Source organism: Streptomyces sp. NPDC088124 (genome assembly GCF_040685895.1).
In the GTDB taxonomy this organism is placed as follows: Bacteria; Actinomycetota; Actinomycetes; order Streptomycetales; family Streptomycetaceae; genus Streptomyces.
Window position 1 is genome coordinate 44537 of sequence record NZ_JBFBJB010000041.1, and the last position, 15129, is coordinate 59665.

Sequence of the window (15129 nt, forward strand, 5' to 3'; positions counted from 1 at the left end):
CCGAAGAGCCCGGGCCGCTCGACAACTGCTGCGCAGGGCACCTCGCTCGCTTCAAGGAGCGCAGCTCCCAGCGGGCTCTGTTGCTCGAGTGCAAGCAGTGTGTCCGCAGCGCCATCGACATCATCGTCAGCGCTGTGCCTGACGTCTGGGACAACGCCGTGCCGCGGACCCTCGCCGATGCTCTTCAGGACCGGGACGACGACGAGTCGCTACGGCGGCCGAGCGGTTGGCCGAGCACGAGAACGACGACGAGCTCTGGAGCCTCATCGGTGGCCTGCTCGATCGGATTACAGAATTTGCAGATCCGGAAGGAGGAGGCCAGTCGTGAGCATCGACGCCCCGCATACCCAAATCGAGCCCTCACATGTTCCATAACACCGACCAACCCAAGCCTGGTGACTACGTCATCGTCGCCGAGCCCGGAACCGACAAGGGCTACGAGTGCTGCGCGTCCCTGGCGATCGGCCGGGTGACCCGGCTCGCCGACGACGGTGAGCCGCTGATCGTCTATGTCGGCAACACCGACGAGACCCAGGTGACCTTCGGCGAAGCACTGGTCATCCCACAGGCCGTGTTCGAACAGCTCACCGGGTGTGAAGAGATCTCCCTCCCCGACGCGGAACCGGACTCCGTCCACGACTACTTCGACCGTCCACTGCGCGCCGGCGACTCGGTGCTGATCCCGGAAGGAGTGACGGCGGACCGCATCGCGGCAAGGTCACTCTCGATCACCGATGGCATCGCCGGGCGCACCGACACCATCGTCAGGATCGGCACCGACGGTCTCGTCGCCCTGGCCTCGCCCGACGTCGGCGACTTCCCCGCGGATCTGCTGATCCGCACCAACGAACGCTGACAGGCAGGCACCCCATGACTTCTCTGGCCGAGGCCGCCCCGCACATTTGCTCTCCCGTCGCCGTCGCCATGAAGGAGCACGCCGACGACGGCTGGAGCATTGCCGCCTCCATCGGCGCTGAGCCGTCGATGTACTTCCCCGAGCAGGACGGCAAGGCCGTCCCGGAGGAGGGCGCGTGGATCATCGTGGTCGAGGAGCCGATGACCGAGCTGCGCTCGAGGTTCCGCGTCCCCGAGCTGTCGATGTGGCATGCCCGTCCGCACCAGCTGAACTCCGGCGCGATCACCGTCGGTCACGGCAAACAGGCCGCCAAGGTGTACCCCAAGCAGGCGGTCATCGCCACGCCCTGGGGAGACCTGCACCTGTGGCCGCACGAGTACGTCGTCGCCGGCCGCCCGATGGAGCTCGCGTCGGACCCCAGCGCGACCCTCAACTCGCTCGGAGGGCAGCCGGTGCTCGACGAAGAGGAGCTGTTCTACCTCACGAGCCGCGGCATCCCACACCACGAGGCCCTGATGCTGCTGTTCGACAGGATGACCTCGCTCGACTTCGTCTACGTGACGTTTCCCAAGGAGGTCACTGACGTCCTCGCCGGCGCAGGGCAGAGCCTGCGCCGGCACATGGCACTGAACCCCGCGCCTAACTCCACCATCACGGGCCGCATCCAACCCACATCACGCCCTTCAAGGGGGGACTGGCCCATGGCCCGCGCGCAGAAGATCAAGCAGTACCAGGTTGACCAGTGGAAGAACACGCTGGAGCAGATGCTCGAAGAGGGCAATTTCAGGCAGGACGGCCGGCCGCTGAGCCCCGCGGGCATCGCAGAGCGCAAGCAGGAGATCGCGATGCTCCGCGGGCTGAACACCCTTCACGTGGGTCAGGTCATCGACCTGGACACCGTGCAGCCCATCTACGAAGACACCAACAACGCTGGAAGGTAGCCCCATTGGTTGCTGCTGGTGGAGATCACCGCCCCCGAGCCGGGCAAGACCGTACTCGATCCGTGCTGTGGAACCGGCGGCTTCCTCCGCGAAAGCCTCGCAGCCCTGAGCCGCAGACAGACCGTCGCGGCCGCCTTGCTGACCACGCAGGAGCACACCCGACAGGCCGCAGCTCACCACGAGGAACTGAGCAGGAATGCTCAAGAGTGGGTCTTCGGCGCGGACCTTGACCCCATGATGGCCCCGTGCCGCCGCGGTCGCCGTGATGATGATGCTGACCGGCAGCGTCGGCAACACCTTCCACATGGACTCGTTGGCCTTCCCCACGAGCGGCTCCCTACCCGGCCTCCCCGATGCCAGACGGCATCTCGACCGCATCGGTCCCGGCGCAGTCGACGTCTTGCTCACCAACCCTCCCTTCGGCTCGGACATCTCCGTGACCGGTCCTGTCCTGGAGCTGTTCCGCACAGGCCCGTCACAGGTCGAGGAGCCGAGCGTCGCCTTCAGCTGGACCCGCGAGAAGGACGGCACTCTCCGACGCGGGAAGCCGGCCTCCTCCGAGGTACCTGAGAAGCTCTTTGTCTAGAAGGCGATCGAATGGGTGCGGCCCGGCGGCCGTATCAGCATGGTCATGCGCCCAACGGGATCTTGTCCAACCCCGGCGCCGACGATGAGGCGCTCCGCGAGTACATCCTCGATGAGTGCTGGATCACGGCCAGCGTTGACCTGCCCGTGGAGAGTTTCCTCGTCGGCGCGGGCGTCAATGTCCTGACCAGCGCCCTTGTGCTGCGGAAGAAGACCGAGCAGGAGAAGTGTCAGGAGCGGATGCACGGCCCTGCCGACTATCCGGTGTTCATGGCCGTCGCCGAGAAGGTCGGCCACGATCGGCGGGGTAAACCACTGTACGTGCGAGACGGTCACGGCAATCTCGTGGCCAGCGGGCATGAGGAGACGGACCTGACAACCGTCCGCGGTGTTGCGAACCTGCGCACCATGAGGCGGCGCGCCTTCATTCTCGACGACGACCTCAGGTCCGCTCGGCAGTTCCCTCAGGAAAACGGACGACCGAGCATCATCACCGCGTACGACGCGTTTGTGGCCCGGCACGGCCACGAATTCCCCTGGAACAGCGGTGACTGAATCGGTCTCCTTCCTGAGCCTGCTCAGGAAGGAGACTCCTGCCCACCTCGGGTCTCTCAGGAGACGTCCTGACCTACGTCGAGGCTGACGCGGCGCGGGAAAACCGTGTTCCCGTAATCGAGAAAGCGGAAGCTGACGGATTTGAGGCCCACATCAAGGCCCGCCGGGGTCCGAAGGCTCTTCGTAGTCTGCTCACTTTCTAGGGGGAACTCATGACCCGCCCGCGACTCCCGTACGAGTGGGATGGCAGCAAGACGTTCAGCCGCGCCGACACGGGTCTCACGATCAAGATCGTGGGTGCTGAGCTGGTGTACCACCGAACGGCAAACGGTTGCACGCCCGCCAGTACGACGCACTACCTGATTCTCGGCGTACGCCCGACCATGCCGCGCAGTGTGTCGAGCCTGGTCGACGATCACGGCAACCGCTGGGAGACCGGCTGCGCCTACATCAACCCCAAGAAAGTGTTCGGCGAAGGGTTCGACCGGATGGTCTGCTGGCCTGCCGGTGAGGCCGACGCCCGCGACGGCGACGTGCTGTACATGCTCCAGCTCCAGCGGCGGCCGGCCGGTAGCGACGCCGAGGCCGAGTGGGAGAACTACAAGTCGCCGCACGGCGTGAGGGCCGTGGGCTTCACCGGAGACCCGACCCCTTTCAAGGCCAACACTCTGGCCGAACTGCGCTGGTATCCGGAGGAGCAGCCCCGCTACGAGTGGCGGGCCCGCATCGATCAGTACGTCCTCCACTGGCGGGGACGGCCCCACTGGGTGCACCCGGACGGTCGGGTCGTGTCCGAGAACTGAGTCGGACTGCTGCGGTTTCACGCGCTCCAGCAGTACGTGCCTGCCAGTCAGCGGCTGAGCCAACGGCAGTCCAGGACGCGGCAGCAATGCCGCGCCCCGGGCTGTCGATCGTCAGCAGCTACCAGGGAGGAAAATTGCAGGATCAGCGAGTCAACCTCGAAATCGGTGACCGGGGCCGGTCGGAAATGCCGTACTCCGAGGTGTGCATGGACATGGGCATCGCGGGCCAGGTCTTGGAGATCGAGGTCCGCCAGCACTGCGCACAGCTCCACAAGGAGGGGCAGCCGTTCTCCTCGCCCATCACGTGGGGCGAGGCCGGGATCTACACGGACTGCACCACCGGCCAGCCCTACACCTACGACGCCGAAAAGGTGCCTGCCTGATGGGCATCGACCTGCGTTTCCAGGACGACGGCGTTATCGGCGAGTGGAATGCCTGGCTGGACGACAAGGCCGAGGAATCCGACCGGCTCGACGTCTTGTACGAGAAGTGGTCCGAGGGGTACGTCACCTGGCAGGACTACCCGTACGGCCCGGTCCAGTTCCTGGCATGGCTGGAGCGACGGGGGGTGAAGGTGTCAGCTCCGCACTGGAGGAGTGAGCTGAAGACCGAGCACACCCAGAATTTCATTTCGTGGTTGGACCGGGCGGTTCACTACACGATCTTTCGGCTCGGTGACCTCTACTTCGTTGCGGTTTCGCAGCCGAACCACGTGCAGGATCCGAATTTCTACCGGCTCACGTGCGACGAGCCGGACGACTTCCTGAACTTCGCCAATGCGTGGATGGAATGCGAGGGCGGCCACACCTTCGAGACCGAAGACACCGAGTGCTGGCAGTTCTCCGCCGAAGGCGTCGGGCAGCACGGTCCCGATATTCGTCTGCACGAGCTGGACCACGACGCAGACGGCCATCACCTCTGCCCGAAGTGCGGCAACAAGATTCTGAAAGTAGGGGCGCACTGATGAGCGGCGAACCGAAGGTGTGGACCTTCTACAGCACCGGCGAGGCGTACGGCGCAGTCCAGTGCCGCGACGACATCCGCGACGGCGACGTGCTGGTGATCGAGCGCGAGCAGGTGATCGGCATCGCGCACACCTGGCCCTTCGCTCTGACCGAGGCGCACGGGATGTTCCACACGCTCAAGGACCAGGACCCGCGCTCCTGGGATGACGGCAAGTACGCGCCCGGGGTGGTCGTGGCCGAGCGGGAGGCCGAGCGCTTGGGCGTCCCATTGACCCGCGCGGGCGCCACAGCAACCGAGCAAGCCGACGAGAACGAGGGGGATCGAGCATGACCGTGGTCGGCTACAGCTACCAGGCCGAGAACCTGTGCCCGAATTGCACGCTCAGGGCGCTGCGCGCGAACGGCGTCAAGGTGCAGCGCGGCAAGCCACATGAGGACGCGATCCGACGGGCGGCCCAGAACCTCGGCATCGACTTCGACAGCGACGGGTCGTACGACTCCGGTGACTTCCCGAAGCCCGTCTCGAAGGAGATGTGCGAGACCGAGCTGACCGACATTCCGAACGCCGCGCCCGGCGTACGCCACGCCATCTCGGATGAGCGGTGCACCGGCGAGAAGTGCGGAAAGTGGCTGGTGTTGGGAGAGAGGTCCCCGACCGAACCGGCGCTCATCCGCCACGTGCGTGACACCTACGAGCTGCCGCAGGCCCTGGCCCGCAAGGTCGCGGTCGAGCTGCGCTCGTGGGGGCTGTCGCACCCGACGTTCATCTCCGAGGACAACGTGCACCAGGCCGCCGCGATGCACCCCCACGGCTACGCCACCGTGCACCTCTCCGGTCAGTCGGGCCTCGGCCTCATGCCGACGCCGGAGTACGACGGGGACCGGTGCCTCTACTGCGAACAGCTTTGGGAGAAGCACCTGTTCACGTGTGAGACCTGCGGCATCGACGTGCCGGCCGACCAGCCGCACAGGCACCAGCTCCAGGTCAAGAACCAGCGCACGCTCCCGGGGATCAAACCGAAGGGGACGGGGAGCCGATGAAGTTCTGCCTCCGCCTCACCACGGGCTCCCGCGTACCTTCTGCACCCCCCCGCGTCGATGTCCACACCGCGCTGAAGGCGCTGCGGGTGTACGAGCAGAAGCGCGCCGACCCGCGCTGGTCGGTCCATCAGCAGACCTACACCGACCACGTGACGGTCATCTGCACGAGCACACGCAGCGGCCTGACCGATGTGCTTCGCGTGCCGCACGGAGTCGCGCTGCTCACGGACGGCCGTTACAAGATCTCGCACACCTGGATCGGCCGGCCGGTGCAGGGCTGGGCAGTGTGGTTCTGCAATGAGTACCTCGGTGACTACGCCACGGATATCGAGGCCGCCGAGGCGCTGCTCATATACCGGCGAGACATTCAGAAATTATCCGTCTAGAAATGGGCCCGGCCGGTGGTGGTCAACTGGATGCGCCCTCAACGTATTGCTGGTTCGAGTCCCGCTCCGGGTGCTCAGGAAATCGACTTCGAAATCAAGGAGGGAAAAGATGGCTGGAATCACGGGTGAAATGCGCGCGCAGGCCCGGGAAATGCTGGGCTTTGAGAAGGGCGGTCCGGAGCGGTACGACATTGACGGGGTTGTGCGGGACGCCTGGATCAACGGCAACGGGTCGGAGGCGACGTGGAAGGCCGCCGTCGAGAAGCACTTCAGGCGGTTCATGGTCGGTGATTGGGTGCGTGTGACGGTGCAGACCGAGGACGGATTCACCGAGCACCACTACGGCCCCATCGAGAACTTCCGAAAGCCTGACGGGGCCTACTACCGGCGCAACGTCGCCAAGCCGCACGCGGCCTTCGTCCACCCCGAGTACACCCGCAGCCACGTCGTGCCCCTGGCGGACCTGGTCGAGGAGATCGCCGACTTCGAGATCATCACCGAGTGGTCCACCGTCCATGAGGGCGGCCCCAAGCACAACTACGGGGTCTACCACTGCATGGGCTTGCACGGGACCTATCCGCCGCCCGCCAAGGTGATGGTGATCCACAAGGTATCCGGGCGCAGGCAGCGGTTCTGCGACGACTGCAACACGGCCGAGTACCGGGCACGCTTCGCGGACCAGGCGTTGCACTACCAGCGCAGCTCCAAGCAGACCATCTTGGAGCTGCGCGCGAATCCGGCGCTGATCACCGGTTCGGCGGCCGAGCCCACCGACCCCTGGGACGAGACGCCGGCCGACCAGTACCGGTCGTGGGCCGACACCTTCCCCTGGCTCGTCCCCGGCCCCGCCGCCGAGCTGTACGCGCAGTGGAAGGAAGCCCGGAGTGCGACAGCCGCTGCCTGAAATCCGCGTCCGGATTCAGCACCCGGACGAGCCGGACGCGTACCCGTGGTGGGACTTCGACGCCGAGGACGCGGCAGCAATTCGCGACTGCCGCCGATTCCCCTACGTCGTGGAGGTCTTCGACGTGGCCGGCCGGCTCCTGGGCGAGGTGCCCAACCTCGTCACCGGCCCTGGCATCGAGGGCACCTACCGCACTCCGTGGGACATTCCCGACGCGGCGGTTGCCCGTTACGCGGCCGACTGCTGGGCGTACGCCTGCGGCATCGAACCCGGCATCCTGTTCCGCTTCCTCAGCGGCATCTACCGGGTGATCGGCCCCGAGCACATCGACCAGGGCTACAGCGCTATCGGCTACGCAACCGGCTTCCTGATCTGCCAGGACACCGGCGGGCTCCCCCTCATGCGAATCGACCCCCGGCACGCTGCGGACCAGGTGCTGGAACTGACCGCATCGAAATGCTCGGCGATCGGCTGCCGTACTTGGGCCACGCACACGCTGGAGAGCGACAACCCCTTCGTGCGGGCGGGATACGGCATGCCGGGGGAGCCCGCCCGGAGCCGCGAAGTGATGTGCGAGCCGTGCGGAACCGAACTCGTCAGCACCCACCGAATCCAGCGCCGCAACGGCACACTCACGAAAGGAACCGTATGAGCACCATCGGAAGCGAGGGCTGGACACTCGTCCACCAGGCCCGCCAGAAGCACTACGACGACCGCTACTACGGGCATTGGCTCGGCACCCGAGACGACGGACAGTGGATCATCGGCCGCCTGTACCCGGGCAAGAGCATGGATGACGGGTTCCGGGACGGAGAGTGGGCGTACTCCAAGCGGTTCGCGGGAGACCCGTCCACCGACAACGCGGACGCCGCGCTCACGGCGTACGTCGAGATGGCGCACAACACCTTCGTGTGGGATCGCGTCTTCGACCAGACCGTAGGCGAAGCGATCGACCTGTACTGGGCAGGCCCTGAAGTGCCGGATGCCCCCAAGCTGGCGGCCGGCTGGGCAGGAGCGGAATCCCCGAACCCGGACCGCGTCGTCTCATCGGCCGGCTGCTCGATCGCGATGCCGCTCCACGAGGCGAAGTTCCTCCTCCTCCACTACCTCCGCCGCACCGAGCTGGCAGCCAAGGCACACCTGACCAAGGGGGTCACCGTCGACCGGCACGGTGCCGTCGAGAAGGTCCGCTGCGCCACCGGACCCATCCGGTTCGAGTACGGCTACAACACCTACTGGCTCACGTAAGACGCGCTGCCTGCCACCGTGCAGGCCAGAGCTGGGCGGTACATCCGTCATCGAAACCTCCACTTCGCCAAGCGGTAGAGAAACTGGGAGATCACCGCATGCCTTATGAACTTGTCGATCCGCTCCGCCGGGTGTGTCAGCCGAACGAGTACTTCAACACCGAGACCCAGGAATTCGAGGTCATCCGGCGCCATGGCCTGTACGACGTGCAGGAGACATTCCTGGTCCCCGGGGGAAGGGTTCTCCTCCTGGCCTACAGCCCGGCCGCCGCGCAGGCGTACGCGATCGGCATTTACCAGTCCGATCAAGTCGAGTACTGGTCCGCCCCGATCGTCGGCCGCAGGTACTTCGCCCGGCGAATCGCCGAATCACACGGCCTGACCGTCGGCCCGGCGAATTGCCATCTCATCGCAAACGTCGACCGGATCTCCCTGGCACGCAAGGCGGACGAGGTGCAGACGATCGCCGACTCGATCGCCGAGTCCGGTGACCTCTCCGAGAGCGACGAGGAGCTTCGGGCGGCCGTCAACACGCTGAGGAACCACATGGAGGCCAGCGGCATCCGCCTGTGGAACGGCGAGTAACCCACACCCCCGGCCAGACAAGACAAGGACAACAATGCGCGCCACTTTGCAGACCCTGATGCTCAACCTCCAGCTTGCGGCGTACCAGTCGACTCCGGGCGCTCCCATCAAGGACTACGGCCCCCATGGCAAGGGCCCGCTCGGCGAGTACCTGCGGCCGACGACCGAGGCCGAGGCCGAGGCACGCCGTCCGGACTTCGAGCGTCTGTCCGCCGAACTGCGCGAGCGCGACCCGGGCGCGTAAGCGGCGTGGTTGGGCGATTTCGAGTTCTGGCGGGCGGGCGACATGAGCGTACGCATGCCCAGTGTGGATGCCTACGAGAAGCGCGACGAGAACGGCCTGCGGGTCTTCCGTGACCACCGGCTTGTCAACACCCGCGAGACCGTCCCCTGGTTCGACGGCGCAGAGAAGGCGTATGCCTGGGAGTGCTGACGCTGCGGTTTCACGGGGCACGACGGCGACCTCATCGGCGCACCGCGCTGCGAGTCCGCTGCATGACCCGCAGCGTCTACGTCGGTCCGGAATGGCCGGACGGCGGGCCGGAGCCCGAGGCCCAGAGTCACTTCTACTGCGCCAACGACGAATGCCCCAGCGCATTCGGCAACGGCCACGGGCCCGTTCCCAATACCCGGAAGTACCAGGTGCCCGGCGGATACATCTGCGAGTTGTGCGCGGAGGCGCACGACAGCGAGGTAGCAGCCGAGGACGCAGCCGCAACTCCATTCGAAATCACGGCCTTTCGCCCGAGGAGCGCCATGCGCTGTTCCACCGTTCAGTCCACCGTCGGCCCCGGCGATGAGCCGTGCCAGGGCACGGCGACGCATCTGCTGATCGGCTCAATCCGCACCGACGCGGAGTCCCGGGAGCCGTTGCGCGACCCTGTGTGCAAGCCCTGCGGCGAGTCCTACGCTCGGCGCCCCGCGCTGAAGGCCCGGCTCGTTCCGCTCCACGTGCACATGACGGACAACATGTTCATCGAGACCGTCGAAGGGCACCGGCTGCTCAAGGACCAGGAGCACGAGGCCCGGTGCTTCGACTGCGGCACGACCGGCCGCGTCAACTGGTTCAAGTTCCAGACGAACGGCTGCCCGGGGCGCCCGGAATCCATCGAGGTTCTGCGCCACTCGCACGACATGCTCCACGCGGAGCCGAGCGTGCGTGCCGTGGAGACCGCCCGGCTGTGGTGGGACTACGCCGTCGACTACCTGCACACCTTCGTCGGTGACTGGCGGGTGGTCACCGATGACCCGCGCTACGCCGCCTACTTCACCTTCCGTGACCGCGAGTACGGCGTCCGGCACGACCTGGCCGGCGGCCGGTTCGGAGCCGAGAAGCTGCCCAACCGTGGCCACCCCGAGCCGACGATCACCGACGCCGAACTCGACTACAAACAGGCCGTCTTCTCCTTCCACGGCCGGATGACGGACTCCGGGTCCAAGGACTTCGCCACCTGGACGCCCGGCCACCTGGACATCAACGACCGCGAGCTGATCATCCTCTACACCCCCGAGGGTGTGATTCGCGAAGTCCTGCGAGTCCCGGGCCTCCGGTCGTGGGCCGAGACCACCGGCGCGATCTGCGACACCTTCGGCCCCATCCAGACCGTCAAGCTCCAGACCCGAATCTACGAGTGACGAGCACACCGGCCGAGAAGTGGTTCGCCCAGATCGACGAGAGCCGCTTCCGCGACGCCGGCAATGACCAGCCGGCACCCATGAGGTCTCATCCCGACCCGTACGACGAGCCCTTCGACCTCGGCGTCTACGCAGGGCCGCACGGCTACGTGTACGTGTCTCCCACCATCGCCGTGTGCCAATGCGGATGGCATCCCTGGAACCACCCCAACTCCACCGTCGCTGACCACCTCAAGGACTGGAACGAGGCACCCGTCTCGTTCGGAGAACAGGAGCAGTAATGCCCACGCCGAAATTCGACTTCGAGCCGGTCGACCCCTACAACGACAAGCGCTTGCGCGTGAGTCTGAAGGACACCGGTGAGGCCCTCGGCATCACCTACCCCACGAGCGGGGCCGGCTGGGTCGCCGAGCACGCCGGCCTCACCGGCAACCAGGGCGCGGTGCACGGTTTCGAGAGCGAGCGCCTGGCCGCCGAGTTCATGTACTGGTTCAAGGCGCCCGAACAGTCCGACCGGACCACCCCTCAGGGAAGGCCCCGCCCGCTCAACCGCGAACTGCTGCCGAAGCACGGTGTACTGATCTCCCTCGTCCCGATCAACGACGGCGACTTCTACGTGGACCTCAACACTCGGGGCGTCGGTAGGGGCCTCGGCTACCTCCAGCGACGCGACGACGGCCGCTACGACGTCCGCATGGGTCCCAAGGTGATCGGGATCGCGGCGACCCCGGAGGCCGGTATGTGGGCCACCTCCAAGGTCCACACCCGCAGCAAGTTCTACGAGCGTCTCACCAAGGGATTCGAGGCGCACGAGAAGCCCATCTACACCACGCCCACGGACAGCCAGTAATCCGAGTCCGCACCCACATCTACGAGTCGGAGCAACCATGCGAGACCCGATGTACACCGACATGAGCCTCGTCTCCGAGCCGCTTCGCCTGATCGCGTACGAGACGGCAGCCGTGCTCGGCCCGGAGTGGCGGGTGGAGGCCATCTTGAGTTCCGCGATCGTCGTGCACCGCATCGGTCTGCGCATCTGCCTGGACGACGGGACCGACCGGGTGCTGCTCACTGCGCACGTGTCGGTAAGCCGCGACAAGATGAGGCCACTGGAAGAAATCACGGCGGATGTCCAAACGGCCGACGACCGCGCGACGAGTGTCCGCCGGACGGTCGAGGCCATCCGCACAGAGATGCTGCCGCACTTCGGACGTGAGGACGCGGTGGCCGGCCTGCGCGTGCTCTCGATTCCGCTGCGGGATGCCGGAATCCCCGCCATCGCCCAGGGCGGCACCGAGAAGACCTACATCGAGTACCGGCTGGAACTCCTCAACGCCGTCCAGCATCTGTTCAGCGAAGGCGAACGGCGCCCGCTCGGGGTGATCATCACCTCGCCTGGCGACGACAGCACCCGCGTGGAGGTCCGCATCCCGCACCTGTCCATCAGGGAGGCAGCACGTATCACCCGGGCGCTCAGGCCGAGCCTCTCCACCCCCATGCAGGGGATCGAGAACCTGCCGGAGGAGTACCGCTACCAGCTCGGCGTGACGTTCCCAGGCATGACCGCGAAGCACGTCGTCAGCGACGGACCGCGTTATGACGACCTGGTCGACCCGGACGGTGTGCTCACCATCCGCCACGCTCTGGCCGTCAAGCGGGTCGATGACCAGAACCACACTCGAACGTGGGCTGCCGTCTGGCTGCGCAATGCCACCGTCGCGCAGGCGTACGCGGCCCTGAGCGCCTACGCCTCCTGAGATCTGACGACCCAAAGGACTCGGAATGAGGCTGACGACCGGCACCCAGGTCATGCTCGAAGACCCCGACTGCGGAACGTGGCGCGGCCGAGTGGTGGTGTGTCTGTGCAAGCGCCACACCTGGCAGCCGTACCTGCGAGGTCGGGAGTGCGGGCACGCGAAGTGCGGCTTCCCGCGCGCGGCCTCGGAGTGCCCATGGCCTCTCCACGTCCGCTGGGACAACGGCAACGAGTCCCACCAGGGGCCTGAGTCCCTGAAGAAGATCGAGAAGGAGGACACCTGATGGAGAAGATGAAGGGAGGCCCCGTGACTGGCCTGATGTACAGCGCCGAGGACTGGCGCGAGGCATTCAACAGCGCCGACGACGCTGGGTTCTGCGAGATCGACTCGCGGGAGACCGGGGGCGAGCTGGCTGGCGTGATCAGCGAGCTGCGTGCCGACGAGGCCGGCAACGACGAGGGCCTGGTGTTCGCGGCCATCACCGTGGCGGAGAAGCTGCGCCCCGAGTTCGGTCGGGACTTCCTGGCATACGTCATCAGGGCGTATGACGAGGAGACCACGGGACGGCTGGAGGAGCGTGCGATCGGCTTCATCCTGGGCCGTTGGCCGGGCTTCCCCATCGAGTACACGTACATGCTGGAGCAGTTCGCGGTGACGTATGCGTTGAGGCCCGAGGAGCGGGCTGCCGACGACGGCTCCGGCGGTCCGGCCTACGTCTTCAACGTCTCCGAGCTGCTGATTCCGAAGGAGTGACATGGCTGACTGCATCCACTACGGGGACATCGTGCGGCTGGCCGGGCGGCGGGGCATCGTCGACCGGAACCGGTCGCGCTACCCGGCCAGGCCGGACGTGCATCTGATCCTCGGTTTCCGCAGCGAGGGCGGCGGCTATGCGTGGGCCGAGGCCAAGGACGTCGAGAAGCTGTCGACCGTCTTCCTGGGCATGCCGAACAAGGAACACGCTCCGGAGTACTTGGAGCCGCTGACGCTGTGGCAGCAAATCCCGCACGAGTACGACGAGTACCTCACCTGGGATATGGACGCCAACTGCATGTACTGCGGCGCGAGTGAAAAGGACCCCATCCACACCGACTCGGACTGACCGACGGACTCAGCAGAAACACACGCGGCTCGCCGACCGGCAGCCGCCTTTTTCATGCCCGAATACAATACGGAGAAACACATGCAGCTCGTCACCTTCGGGGGACGCCAGGTCCCACAGGGGCAGGCATTCGCACCGCAGCCGGGATACATCCTCACCTTCGTCCGTGTCGAGAACGACCGGCTGATTCTGCGGGGACAGCCTGGGGGGCTCGCGCCCCATTCGGCCGGCGGCCGATCCTGCTGAAACCCGTTCCCCGATGCTGGGGGACCGGCGGACCGTGGTCGAGATGGTGCCGGACCACCGCCCCCTGGCGGGAGAGACAGCGTACCTGCTGACGCACCAGATGTGCGTGTCGGGCGGCTGGTAGGACATCAAGACCGCCAAGGCCCGAGCCCCCGAGCACCTGGCCGGAATCTACGACGCCGATGGCGCCGACATCGGGAACGAGCAGCTCCGCAATCTCGCGGAAGAGCTGCTCAAGGAGGCCGATCCGAGGCTCAAACTGCATCCGTACACCAAGCTCGGCCCGCTGCTGGACAAGGTGCGATTGCAGGAGGGTACGGGTGAGGTCGGCAGGTGGGACGACCCGGGAATGGGCCTTGAGATCGTCGAACCGCTGGAGGAGGCCGACGTCCTGTAACCGCCGGCGGTCCCCTCGAATGGCCAGCATCGCATTCTGCCCTGCGTGGGTTCACTGAAGGCCAGCCGTTGCGAACGCTGCAAGGGCTGGACCTTTTGTGTGCCGACACAAGGAAGGAATAACCGATGGAGAATGACCCGCGTACTCCGTGCGCCCGACAGAACCTCAGGGGAGGCGAACTTTTCACCTGTCCCGGAACCTACGAGGTCCGCATTGCGGCCTACTTCGATCGCAGCGTCACCGAGGAGGACGGTCTGCGGCTGACCTTCACCACCCTCGGCGGCGGCGACGGTACCGAAGGCGTCGTCATCAACTGCACCGACTGCGGGGAACCGGCGCCCCGTCACCTCTACGCGGGCATCAGGTCGGTGCTGCGGGCCATCGAGGACAAGCTGAAGGAGTCCCTGGCATGAGCGAGCTGCGCGCTGATACCTGGATCAACTCCCCCCAGGCGGCAGAAGAACTGCTGCCGTTCGTGGGCCAGCACATGGTTGCCCACCCTATTGCTCAGGGCGCCCAGAAGTCCGGCGGGCAGCTCATCGGCGTGAATCGGGAGAAGCGAACCGCGTCGCTCCGCCGGTACGACACCGGTGAGATCACCGAGTTCCCCTGGACGACGACGAGGTTCCGGCACACGACGTTCGTCAAAACCCCCTACGCGGGACTCAAAGTCGGAGACGTCCGCCGGTTTGACTGGTACGTGAATGAGGACGGCCAGCCGATCGACACGCCCCGCACACTGGTCGGAACTGTCGACTCAATCGAGCACAGCCACGTCAGTCTGTGGGTCCGCGACCCCAAATTCGGGATCAGCGGCGGTTGGTGGGCGCATCTGAAAAACCAAGACACAGAAAAGCATGCGCTGCGCCCCACCAACTCCGACTCCACAGAATAGGAACTGTTAGCACGTCACTCGAATGGGTGGCCGTGCTGTTTTCGGTCCCACTCGTTGTCCATAGGGCGAGAGTGGGACCTTCGCGTATTCGAGAGGAGAATGTGATGGTCGTTCCGGACGGCGAAGAGACCGAGCGGCGTGCTCCGGGCTCGGTGTTCTGGTTCAACGAGACCACGGTCAAGGCGATCGATCGCATCACCGGCCACGTCGTGGCCTCCGGGCCCGACTT

General features: G+C 66.0%; 25 protein-coding genes and 1 pseudogene. All 26 read left to right on the forward strand.

All coding sequences use genetic code 11. The annotated features are described in order from the left end of the window. Positions 1–364: 364 nt before the first annotated feature. The 26 genes and pseudogenes from AB0P17_RS29555 to AB0P17_RS29680 all read left to right on the forward strand — a co-directional run bounded on the left by AB0P17_RS29555 (position 365) and on the right by AB0P17_RS29680 (position 14900). Entirely contained in the window at positions 365–856 is a 492-nt protein-coding gene (locus AB0P17_RS29555; protein ID WP_365815438.1) for a hypothetical protein, read from the forward strand. A gap of 14 nt (positions 857–870) precedes the next feature. Continuing rightward, a complete protein-coding gene (locus tag AB0P17_RS29560; RefSeq protein ID WP_365815440.1) occupies positions 871–1797 on the forward strand; it encodes a hypothetical protein in 927 nt (308 codons plus the stop codon). Between the two features lie 18 nt (positions 1798–1815). Continuing rightward, positions 1816–2025 (forward strand): annotated as a pseudogene (locus AB0P17_RS29565) (N-6 DNA methylase); the annotation flags it as partial. A gap of 37 nt (positions 2026–2062) precedes the next feature. Next, the gene (locus tag AB0P17_RS29570; RefSeq protein WP_365815536.1) at positions 2063–2383 is read left to right on the forward strand and encodes a hypothetical protein; all 321 of its coding nucleotides are present in this window, start codon (positions 2063–2065) and stop codon (positions 2381–2383) included. An 11-nt stretch (positions 2384–2394) separates the two neighbouring features. Next, entirely contained in the window at positions 2395–2937 is a 543-nt protein-coding gene (locus AB0P17_RS29575; RefSeq protein WP_365815442.1) for a hypothetical protein, read from the forward strand. A 212-nt stretch (positions 2938–3149) separates the two neighbouring features. After that, positions 3150–3740, forward strand: coding sequence for a hypothetical protein (locus AB0P17_RS29580; RefSeq protein WP_365815444.1), 591 nt, complete (start codon positions 3150–3152; stop codon positions 3738–3740). Positions 3741–3874: 134 nt separating this feature from the next. Further along, positions 3875–4123, forward strand: coding sequence for a hypothetical protein (locus AB0P17_RS29585; RefSeq protein ID WP_365815446.1), 249 nt, complete (start codon positions 3875–3877; stop codon positions 4121–4123). Further along, a complete protein-coding gene (locus AB0P17_RS29590) occupies positions 4123–4704 on the forward strand; it encodes a hypothetical protein (RefSeq protein ID WP_365815449.1) in 582 nt (193 codons plus the stop codon). Before AB0P17_RS29585 ends, AB0P17_RS29590 begins: the two co-directional genes overlap by 1 nt. Further along, the gene (locus tag AB0P17_RS29595; protein ID WP_365815451.1) at positions 4704–5036 is read left to right on the forward strand and encodes a hypothetical protein; all 333 of its coding nucleotides are present in this window, start codon (positions 4704–4706) and stop codon (positions 5034–5036) included. Before AB0P17_RS29590 ends, AB0P17_RS29595 begins: the two co-directional genes overlap by 1 nt. Then, positions 5033–5746 (forward strand): hypothetical protein, encoded by a 714-nt coding sequence (locus AB0P17_RS29600; protein ID WP_365815453.1) that lies wholly within the window; start codon positions 5033–5035, stop codon positions 5744–5746. The genes AB0P17_RS29595 and AB0P17_RS29600 overlap by 4 nt, the downstream gene beginning before the upstream one ends. Beyond that, entirely contained in the window at positions 5743–6132 is a 390-nt protein-coding gene (locus AB0P17_RS29605; RefSeq protein WP_365815455.1) for a hypothetical protein, read from the forward strand. Before AB0P17_RS29600 ends, AB0P17_RS29605 begins: the two co-directional genes overlap by 4 nt. A 109-nt stretch (positions 6133–6241) precedes the next feature. Continuing rightward, positions 6242–7036 (forward strand): hypothetical protein, encoded by a 795-nt coding sequence (locus tag AB0P17_RS29610; protein ID WP_365815457.1) that lies wholly within the window; start codon positions 6242–6244, stop codon positions 7034–7036. Further along, a complete protein-coding gene (locus AB0P17_RS29615; RefSeq protein ID WP_365815459.1) occupies positions 7017–7688 on the forward strand; it encodes a hypothetical protein in 672 nt (223 codons plus the stop codon). Before AB0P17_RS29610 ends, AB0P17_RS29615 begins: the two co-directional genes overlap by 20 nt. Further along, positions 7685–8284 (forward strand): hypothetical protein, encoded by a 600-nt coding sequence (locus AB0P17_RS29620; RefSeq protein WP_365815461.1) that lies wholly within the window; start codon positions 7685–7687, stop codon positions 8282–8284. Before AB0P17_RS29615 ends, AB0P17_RS29620 begins: the two co-directional genes overlap by 4 nt. 98 nt (positions 8285–8382) lie before the next feature. Further along, positions 8383–8868, forward strand: a complete 486-nt coding sequence (locus AB0P17_RS29625; protein WP_365815463.1) for a hypothetical protein — start codon at positions 8383–8385, stop codon at positions 8866–8868. A 34-nt stretch (positions 8869–8902) separates the two neighbouring features. Beyond that, positions 8903–9112 carry a hypothetical protein gene (locus tag AB0P17_RS29630; protein ID WP_365815465.1) on the forward strand — a complete coding sequence of 70 codons (210 nt, stop codon included), beginning with the start codon at positions 8903–8905 and terminating at the stop codon, positions 9110–9112. Positions 9113–9166: 54 nt separating this feature from the next. Beyond that, positions 9167–9301: a hypothetical protein gene (locus AB0P17_RS29635; RefSeq protein WP_365815467.1), complete on the forward strand. Its 135-nt coding sequence runs from the start codon at positions 9167–9169 to the stop codon at positions 9299–9301. Between the two features lie 323 nt (positions 9302–9624). Continuing rightward, positions 9625–10503, forward strand: coding sequence for a hypothetical protein (locus tag AB0P17_RS29640; protein ID WP_365815469.1), 879 nt, complete (start codon positions 9625–9627; stop codon positions 10501–10503). Beyond that, complete coding sequence (locus tag AB0P17_RS29645; RefSeq protein ID WP_365815471.1) at positions 10500–10784, forward strand: hypothetical protein; 285 nt, start codon at positions 10500–10502, stop codon at positions 10782–10784. The genes AB0P17_RS29640 and AB0P17_RS29645 overlap by 4 nt, the downstream gene beginning before the upstream one ends. Then, positions 10784–11353, forward strand: coding sequence for a hypothetical protein (locus AB0P17_RS29650; RefSeq protein WP_365815473.1), 570 nt, complete (start codon positions 10784–10786; stop codon positions 11351–11353). The genes AB0P17_RS29645 and AB0P17_RS29650 overlap by 1 nt, the downstream gene beginning before the upstream one ends. A 37-nt stretch (positions 11354–11390) precedes the next feature. Then, positions 11391–12260, forward strand: coding sequence for a hypothetical protein (locus AB0P17_RS29655; protein WP_365815476.1), 870 nt, complete (start codon positions 11391–11393; stop codon positions 12258–12260). A 25-nt stretch (positions 12261–12285) separates the two neighbouring features. Continuing rightward, entirely contained in the window at positions 12286–12543 is a 258-nt protein-coding gene (locus tag AB0P17_RS29660) for a hypothetical protein (RefSeq protein ID WP_365815478.1), read from the forward strand. Then, positions 12543–13013 (forward strand): hypothetical protein, encoded by a 471-nt coding sequence (locus tag AB0P17_RS29665; protein WP_365815480.1) that lies wholly within the window; start codon positions 12543–12545, stop codon positions 13011–13013. Before AB0P17_RS29660 ends, AB0P17_RS29665 begins: the two co-directional genes overlap by 1 nt. Before the next feature lies 1 nt (position 13014). After that, complete coding sequence (locus tag AB0P17_RS29670; RefSeq protein WP_365815482.1) at positions 13015–13362, forward strand: hypothetical protein; 348 nt, start codon at positions 13015–13017, stop codon at positions 13360–13362. Positions 13363–14130: 768 nt separating this feature from the next. Next, on the forward strand, positions 14131–14418 hold the full coding sequence (locus AB0P17_RS29675; RefSeq protein ID WP_365815484.1) for a hypothetical protein: 288 nt from the start codon (positions 14131–14133) through the stop codon (positions 14416–14418). Then, a complete protein-coding gene (locus AB0P17_RS29680; RefSeq protein WP_365815486.1) occupies positions 14415–14900 on the forward strand; it encodes a hypothetical protein in 486 nt (161 codons plus the stop codon). Before AB0P17_RS29675 ends, AB0P17_RS29680 begins: the two co-directional genes overlap by 4 nt. The last annotated feature ends 229 nt before the right edge of the window (positions 14901–15129 follow it).

What these genes read in the sequence shown, in the direction of transcription:
- AB0P17_RS29560 (WP_365815440.1), top strand. Translation starts at nt 871, where the DNA reads ATGACTTCTCTGGCCGAGGCCGCCCCGCACATTTGCTCTCCCGTCGCC.
- AB0P17_RS29570 (WP_365815536.1), top strand. Translation starts at nt 2,063, where the DNA reads ATGATGATGCTGACCGGCAGCGTCGGCAACACCTTCCACATGGACTCG.
- AB0P17_RS29555 (WP_365815438.1), top strand. Translation starts at nt 365, where the DNA reads ATGTTCCATAACACCGACCAACCCAAGCCTGGTGACTACGTCATCGTC.
- AB0P17_RS29595 (WP_365815451.1), top strand. Translation starts at nt 4,704, where the DNA reads ATGAGCGGCGAACCGAAGGTGTGGACCTTCTACAGCACCGGCGAGGCG.
- AB0P17_RS29590 (WP_365815449.1), top strand. Translation starts at nt 4,123, where the DNA reads ATGGGCATCGACCTGCGTTTCCAGGACGACGGCGTTATCGGCGAGTGG.
- AB0P17_RS29680 (WP_365815486.1), top strand. Translation starts at nt 14,415, where the DNA reads ATGAGCGAGCTGCGCGCTGATACCTGGATCAACTCCCCCCAGGCGGCA.
- AB0P17_RS29605 (WP_365815455.1), top strand. Translation starts at nt 5,743, where the DNA reads ATGAAGTTCTGCCTCCGCCTCACCACGGGCTCCCGCGTACCTTCTGCA.
- AB0P17_RS29625 (WP_365815463.1), top strand. Translation starts at nt 8,383, where the DNA reads ATGCCTTATGAACTTGTCGATCCGCTCCGCCGGGTGTGTCAGCCGAAC.
- AB0P17_RS29655 (WP_365815476.1), top strand. Translation starts at nt 11,391, where the DNA reads ATGCGAGACCCGATGTACACCGACATGAGCCTCGTCTCCGAGCCGCTT.
- AB0P17_RS29660 (WP_365815478.1), top strand. Translation starts at nt 12,286, where the DNA reads ATGAGGCTGACGACCGGCACCCAGGTCATGCTCGAAGACCCCGACTGC.
- AB0P17_RS29610 (WP_365815457.1), top strand. Translation starts at nt 6,242, where the DNA reads ATGGCTGGAATCACGGGTGAAATGCGCGCGCAGGCCCGGGAAATGCTG.
- AB0P17_RS29650 (WP_365815473.1), top strand. Translation starts at nt 10,784, where the DNA reads ATGCCCACGCCGAAATTCGACTTCGAGCCGGTCGACCCCTACAACGAC.
- AB0P17_RS29640 (WP_365815469.1), top strand. Translation starts at nt 9,625, where the DNA reads ATGCGCTGTTCCACCGTTCAGTCCACCGTCGGCCCCGGCGATGAGCCG.
- AB0P17_RS29580 (WP_365815444.1), top strand. Translation starts at nt 3,150, where the DNA reads ATGACCCGCCCGCGACTCCCGTACGAGTGGGATGGCAGCAAGACGTTC.
- AB0P17_RS29630 (WP_365815465.1), top strand. Translation starts at nt 8,903, where the DNA reads ATGCGCGCCACTTTGCAGACCCTGATGCTCAACCTCCAGCTTGCGGCG.
- AB0P17_RS29600 (WP_365815453.1), top strand. Translation starts at nt 5,033, where the DNA reads ATGACCGTGGTCGGCTACAGCTACCAGGCCGAGAACCTGTGCCCGAAT.
- AB0P17_RS29635 (WP_365815467.1), top strand. Translation starts at nt 9,167, where the DNA reads ATGCCCAGTGTGGATGCCTACGAGAAGCGCGACGAGAACGGCCTGCGG.
- AB0P17_RS29575 (WP_365815442.1), top strand. Translation starts at nt 2,395, where the DNA reads ATGGGTGCGGCCCGGCGGCCGTATCAGCATGGTCATGCGCCCAACGGG.
- AB0P17_RS29670 (WP_365815482.1), top strand. Translation starts at nt 13,015, where the DNA reads ATGGCTGACTGCATCCACTACGGGGACATCGTGCGGCTGGCCGGGCGG.
- AB0P17_RS29665 (WP_365815480.1), top strand. Translation starts at nt 12,543, where the DNA reads ATGGAGAAGATGAAGGGAGGCCCCGTGACTGGCCTGATGTACAGCGCC.
- AB0P17_RS29620 (WP_365815461.1), top strand. Translation starts at nt 7,685, where the DNA reads ATGAGCACCATCGGAAGCGAGGGCTGGACACTCGTCCACCAGGCCCGC.
- AB0P17_RS29675 (WP_365815484.1), top strand. Translation starts at nt 14,131, where the DNA reads ATGGAGAATGACCCGCGTACTCCGTGCGCCCGACAGAACCTCAGGGGA.